Source organism: Mesobacillus sp. (assembly GCF_047739415.1).
Taxonomy (GTDB): Bacteria; Bacillota; Bacilli; order Bacillales; family Cytobacillaceae; genus Mesobacillus.
In genome coordinates this window covers 1-6,230 of the sequence record NZ_JBIQOE010000086.1, presented here as the reverse complement: position 1 = coordinate 6,230, position 6,230 = coordinate 1, and the positions used below count along the sequence as shown (strand labels likewise).

At 46.5% G+C, this 6,230-nt stretch carries 6 protein-coding genes; 1 reads left to right on the top strand and 5 read right to left on the bottom strand.

Features of this window, described 5'->3' with window-relative positions; translation table 11 throughout:
* The 5 genes from thrB to yutH all read right to left on the bottom strand — a co-directional run.
* Window positions 1-615, bottom strand: a 615-nt coding sequence (gene thrB / locus ACH0QE_RS07230) for a homoserine kinase (protein ID WP_415800033.1), incomplete at its 3' end; no start/stop codon positions are given.
* Complete coding sequence (gene thrC / locus ACH0QE_RS07225; protein WP_415800032.1) at window positions 612-1,673, bottom strand: threonine synthase; 1,062 nt, start codon at window positions 1,671-1,673, stop codon at window positions 612-614. The genes thrC and thrB, both read right to left, overlap by 4 nt.
* Complete coding sequence (locus tag ACH0QE_RS07220; RefSeq protein ID WP_415800031.1) at window positions 1,670-2,968, bottom strand: homoserine dehydrogenase; 1,299 nt, start codon at window positions 2,966-2,968, stop codon at window positions 1,670-1,672. The genes thrC and ACH0QE_RS07220 overlap by 4 nt, the downstream gene beginning before the upstream one ends.
* Window positions 2,969-3,200: 232 nt before the next feature.
* On the bottom strand, window positions 3,201-4,175 hold the full coding sequence (locus ACH0QE_RS07215; protein WP_415800030.1) for a 2-hydroxyacid dehydrogenase: 975 nt from the start codon (window positions 4,173-4,175) through the stop codon (window positions 3,201-3,203).
* A gap of 87 nt (window positions 4,176-4,262) precedes the next feature.
* Complete coding sequence (gene yutH / locus ACH0QE_RS07210) at window positions 4,263-5,270, bottom strand: spore coat putative kinase YutH (RefSeq protein ID WP_415800029.1); 1,008 nt, start codon at window positions 5,268-5,270, stop codon at window positions 4,263-4,265.
* 514 nt (window positions 5,271-5,784) lie between these two features.
* On the opposite strand from yutH, the gene ACH0QE_RS07205 reads away from it, so the two are divergent.
* Window positions 5,785-6,230, top strand: a 446-nt coding sequence (locus tag ACH0QE_RS07205) for a phosphatidylglycerophosphatase A family protein (protein WP_415800034.1), incomplete at its 3' end; no start/stop codon positions are given.

Here is a 6,230-nt window from a genome sequence, read left to right as displayed (position 1 = left end):
GACACTTCGCTGAAAATCGACCGCTCTCGGGAGGACATCACGGGACGTTTCTGTCAGCAACTCCTGGTTAGGTATTACGAGAATCGGGTCAAACTGAATTTGGTCAAGGACGGTTAAATCGACCTCATCTCCTATTTGACTCCCAACTACGACACCGCCGAACAGGCTCGCCCCTGCATTATCAGGATGGCCCTCAAACCGGGAAGCGACCGCTAGCTTCTCATTTCGGTTTAGTTGTAAACCACAAAAACCATTTGCCAGTTCGACTCCCGCGACGATTGCTGCTGCGCTGGAACCAAGTCCTCTCGCAAGCGGGATCTCGCTTTTCACAGAGACATGGAGCGTAGGCATTTCTTGCTTGTACATTTCAGCTGTTTTCATCGCAATCTGGCAAATGAAATTATTTTCATCACCAGGAAAGCCTGTTAATGAATGAGATAAAGGCGTAACTTTCCATTTGTCGCTTCGTTCAGCTTGAACTTCCATGTAGAGATTCAAAGCGACGCCGAGGGAGTCAAAACCGGGACCCAGGTTCGCTGAGCTGGCCGGAACTTTTACCGAAAGGACTTGCCCCCTCGCTTTCCCAGCAGCTAATGGTTCCTCGACCCCCTTCATTGCCGGACAACTCCCCTGATATAGTCGCTCACGATACTCTCGTCATTTGGAAGCAGCACTGGTGAAATCGAGCTGATGTCAATCGCGGTTGAAGGATCTTTCAATCCATTTCCGGTCAGCACGGCAACAATCCGGGATCCTCGAGGAATTTCTCCACGTTGTAAAAGTTTATGGATCCCCGCAAGCGATGCGCAGGATCCTGGCTCAGCGAAAATCCCCTCTGTGCTAGCCAGCTTGCTGTAGGCTTGTAAAATTTCGTCATCTGTGACAAAATCGATTTTTCCTTCAGATTCGTCTCGGGCTGCGACGGCCAGTTTCCAGCTTGCCGGGTTGCCAATGCGGATTGCCGTTGCGATTGTTTCCGGCTGTTCAATCGGCTGCCCCCTTACAATCGCCGCAGCTCCTTCAGCCTCGAATCCGAACATCCGTGGCAAGCCCGTACTCTTCCTGACATTGTATTCCTTAAACCCCTTCCAATAAGCGCTGATGTTTCCGGCATTTCCTACCGGGATTGCAAGGATGTCAGGGGCACCGCCTAGCTGGTCACAAATCTCAAACGCAGCGGTTTTTTGTCCTTCAAGTCGGTAAGGATTGACTGAATTAACGAGGGTCACTGGTTCTGTTTCACTGATTGCCCTGACCATTTTTAATGCTTCATCAAAGTTGCCTTCAATCGAAACGATGCTTGCGCCATACATCACAGCCTGCGCTAGTTTTCCCATCGCGATTTTTCCATCAGGTATGACGACGATGCATCTTAATCCTGCCCTTGCTGCATAAGCAGCCGCGGAGGCGGAAGTATTGCCTGTTGAGGCGCAGATCACAGTGTCACTGCCCGCCTCCTTAGCTTTGGCGACTGCCATGACCATCCCTCTGTCTTTAAAAGAGCCGGTAGGATTTACTCCTTCTACTTTTACATATAAATCGACTCCCCACTCCTCTGACAGCTGGTCAAGCCTGATCAGCGGGGTATTTCCCTCATGGAGGGTGAGCAATGGTGTCTCGGCATTGACTGGCAAGTATTCACGGTATTCACTTAACAGCCCCCGCCATTTCATGCTCCGACACTTCCTTCGACCCTGTATGAGCTTTTGACATCCTTCACAAACTTTAAGTCGCGCAGCTCCATTAAAACATTCTGGTAATCTTTCAGGGAAGCCTGATGGGTCACGACCACGATTTCCGCAAGCTCCTTTTCCTTTAAAGGCATCTGGAGGATTTTTTCAAAACTGACGTTGTGGTTTGCGAAAAGAGAGGTGATCTTCGAGAATACACCGACTTCGTCATGGACGTGAAAACGCAGGAAATGTTTTGAATTCACTTCTCCATCATCCTTAAGCTGTTTCTCATACTGCGGAGTGACAAAAGAACTTCCATTTACTCCGAGGCGCATGTTCTTGACGACGCCAACCAGGTCTGAGACCACTGCTGTTGCGGTTGGCAAGCTTCCGGCACCAGGACCGTAAAACATTGTCTCCCCGACAGCTTCACCATACACGTACACCGCATTGTACTCATTATTGACAGACGCAAGCGGATGAGTTGATGGCAGCAATGCCGGCTCAACGCACACCTCGACTTTATCACCCTCACGAACGGCCATGCCGAGCAGTTTCATCGTATACCCGAGCTGTTTTCCATATTGCAGGTCTTCTTCAGTAACAGAAGTTATTCCTTTGAATTTGACATCATCAAGATCAATCTTCATCGAAAACCCTAAAGAAGCCATGATTGCCATTTTCCGAGCCGCATCCAGTCCTTCTACATCAGATGCAGGGTTTGCCTCTGCGTAACCGAGCTGCTGCGCTTTCTTTAACACGCTATCATATGCCAGTCCCTCCTGGCTCATCTTCGTTAAAATGTAGTTTGTTGTGCCATTCACAATCCCCATCATCTTTGTGATTCTATCAGACGCAAGACCATCCACCAGACTGCGCAAAATCGGAATTCCTCCGGCAACGCTCGCTTCAAAAAAGAGGTCGCAGCCATTTTCATTGGCAGCTGTTAAAAGTTCTGAACCGTGGACGGCCATCAAATCCTTGTTTGCCGTCACAATATTCTTTTTGCTCCTTAATGCCTGGAGCAAGTGTTCACGAGTGTCTTCAATCCCTCCCATTACCTCGATTACCACTTCAATCTCCGGGTCTTCCATAATATCAGCTGGATTCACCGTCAGGAGAGATGGGTCCACTTTAACCGACCTTTCTTTTTCTACATCCTGAACAAGGATTTTCTTCACTTTAATCGGGCATCCAACCTGGTGCATCAATTTATCCTGGTGGTTCTCAATGATCCTAACCACCCCTGACCCTACTGTTCCCAAACCTAGAAGTCCAACCGAGATTGCCTGCATTTTCTTTTCCCCTCTCTTCATGTCTGTTTCAAATGTACATTTGTTTTTGTATAGTAGACATTATAAAGACCAGAAACAGCTTTTACAAGGAATATTTAGGCTGCATTTCCTGTGTAAACGCTTAATCCTATGGTGCTGTAAGGGTAAAAAATTATGAAAATTGTGATTACATAAATGGATGTGGAAATTTAATAAAAAATCCTTCCCATTTCAGATGGGAAGGATTGAGGAATTATTGGAGCACTTCTTTGTTGACGATTGTCATTGGGCTGTCACCTGTCAGGACAGCTTTAACATTTGCGCCGCACAGCTTGATCATGGTTGTCCTCGTCTCAGTGCTTGCGCTGCCAATGTGCGGGATCGCAGTTACATTTGGAAGTTCCAACAGCGGATGGTCAGCGGAAATTGGCTCTTTTTCAAAGACGTCAAGTCCTGCTGCAGCAATCTCACCATTTTTAAGCGCATCGTATAATGCCTGCTCGTCCACCACCGGGCCGCGGCCGGCATTGATGAAAATCGCGCTTTTTTTCATTTTCGCAAAGACATCAGCTGTAAAAAGATTTCTTGTTTCCGGTGTTAAAGGTGCTAGTGACACTACAAAATCAGATTTCGCTACAAGATTCTCGAAAGAGCTGTAGACCGCGCCCAATTCTTTTTCAGCATCATGTTTACGTGAGCGGTTATGGTAAAGAATCTCCATGCCGAAGCCTTTAGACCTGCGCGCGACCGCTTCACCGATTTTACCCATGCCCACAATCCCGATTGTCTTACCATACACATCATGCCCAGCAAGCAGGTACGGACTCCAGCCTCCCCACTTGCCAGCCTTTATATATTCCGCTGCTTCGACAATACGTCTTGCGGACGCCATCAACAAAGAAAAGGTAAGGTCTGCTGTTGTCTCAGTCAGCACATCCGGTGTATTCGTAACGATCATTCCACGCTTTGTTGCTGCTTCTAGGTCAATATTGTCAAAGCCGACTGCCAAATTCGCGACCACTTTGAGGCTTTCACCTGACAGCACTTCCTCGTCAACTTTGTCAGAGAGCATTGTGATTAAAGCGCTGGCTTTTTGGGCTTCTTTTAAAATAACTTCCCTTGGTGCTGGGATATCTTCATGATCCCACATTTTCACATCAAAAAGTTCGGTGAGATCCTTAATTGTTTCTTCAGGCAATTTCCTGGTGATATAAACATACGGTTTCATAGTCTAACTCCTTTTGAAAGCGTTTAATATAATAGAATAATTTTATTCTACCACATCAGCACACTTTCCTTAGCAAAAAAGCTTCGACTATCGTAATAACCAATCGACTGCCGGAAGTTTCGCTGCTTTTACCGGTGCTTCGCTAAGATGATAAAAATGGCTCAAGAACCGCTCATGATCACTGCTTTGATTCAGATACTTCCGCAAGCGGTCTTCAAGCTGACGCTTCGTCTGTTCTGATTGTGTTATATAGTAATTTTCAACTGTCTCATAATAGTGGAGCGGGAACAGCAATCTCGCGTAAAGCAGCCTCCAAGAAAAAGGCGAAAGCACGGTCAGTGATTGATATTCTGCCAGGAAGTTCTTGATTTCCGGCTGGCTCGTCTGGATGTTGGCAAAATAACGATCCCTAACCCATTCAGCGAGGTCTCGGCTACCGTGATCGAATACCCATTCGAAAGGATTTTTGACAAAATATGTTCCTCTCCAAACAGTATTTGTAAAGCGCTCATGGCAGACAGTTCCATGGTCAATCCTTGTCGGCTTATCATCAATCTCGGTATCAGCGAGATATTGGATCGCATTTTCGGATAATCCCATGTAATACGGAAAAGACTCCATGAACATCCTTTCAAAATCGTTCTCAGGTTCTGTGTAAAGCTTTCCACTCCATACCTTTTCCATCTGGTCAAGCCGCTTTTCCCAGAGCTGTTTCCATTGTCCCACCCTGTTCATGCTTTCAACTTTGAAAGGGATTTGCCTGCCCCTTGCGTGGAATTTGGCCAGCTTCCTGCCTGTTCTAATTTTTTCAGGCATAGGAGCTGCGCGGTTCATCAACACACAGTATTTCCTCCCCTCCCATTCACAAATTTGTTTTCCTTCCCTATCCGCTATCAGCCTCGAGACATTCCGGTCCCCAACTTTTTGCATGTGGTCAGCAATCCTCGCCAGCTCGCTAATCTCTTGCTCTTTTACACCATTAGCGTCCATAATCAAATAAAGCCCTTCATTATGCTTATATCCATGATATCTTCCAAGAGATACTTCTGAATCCGCAGAAATCCCATATACTTCTTTTAACATCTTTTGAAACATATTAGCACCTCATTTCCAAGCCACTCTTTTACAAATATATGTATTGGATTGTAAAACTTGAATGAACATTACAATGAATAAGCGGCTTCATTAGGGAAATGATTTAAAGGAATGAATTCTTTCACTAAAACAGATTAAGCGGAATATTTTAGGTTAAATAGGATAATGAGTATGAGTATGCTGATATAAAAGCGCAAGCGTCTTGGTAAGCCCCGACATCGTTGCCCGCCGAAATACGCCACGTCCTGTGGCTGGCGGGTCTAGCACATCGTGTGCGACGGAGGGCCGACCGGTGAAGTCGCTCTTTGACTTCATTGGGCGGACCGAATTCGAAATGCGAAGGCGACTGCCCAACTCCGACAAGCGCTGGAGGGCCTGACAGAGAAGTCGCTCTTTGACTTCATTGGCAGGACTGAAGCGACTCGAGGAGTTAGGAGCCGTAGCTAGACAAACGTCTCGAGGGGCTAGGCGCTGGAGCTGGACAATTCCAGTTAAAAATAGAAAGGTGATGCAGATGTTAGAGAAGAAACGCGCCATCCATATGACAGAGGAAACTGCCCGGAAGTGGCTCCATGAACGCGGAGTTGAAATAGAAGATATCGCCGATCTCGTCTATTTCTTGCAGGAAAAGTACCATCCAAACCTGCAGATGGAGGATTGTATCGAAAACGTTGAACGAGTTCTATCCAAGCGTGAGGTTCAGAATGCGATACTGACTGGAATCCAACTGGATATCCTCGCTGAACAAAAGAAGCTTGGCGAACCACTCCAATCCATTATTGAAACAGACGAAAGCTTATACGGCGTCGATGAAATCCTCGCATTCTCAATCGTGAATATATATGGGTCGATCGGTTTTACCAATTATGGATACATCGATAAAGCGAAACCAGGAATTCTGGATAGGCTTAATGATAAAGAAGCAACAGGCAAGTGCCACACTTTCCTTGATGATATCGT

Excerpts from the sequence above, each read along its gene's own strand:
- thrC (WP_415800032.1), bottom strand. The coding sequence starts at position 1,673 with ATGAAATGGCGGGGGCTGTTAAGTGAATACCGTGAATACTTGCCAGTC.
- ACH0QE_RS07220 (WP_415800031.1), bottom strand. The coding sequence starts at position 2,968 with ATGCAGGCAATCTCGGTTGGACTTCTAGGTTTGGGAACAGTAGGGTCA.
- ACH0QE_RS07215 (WP_415800030.1), bottom strand. The coding sequence starts at position 4,175 with ATGAAACCGTATGTTTATATCACCAGGAAATTGCCTGAAGAAACAATT.
- yutH (WP_415800029.1), bottom strand. The coding sequence starts at position 5,270 with ATGTTTCAAAAGATGTTAAAAGAAGTATATGGGATTTCTGCGGATTCA.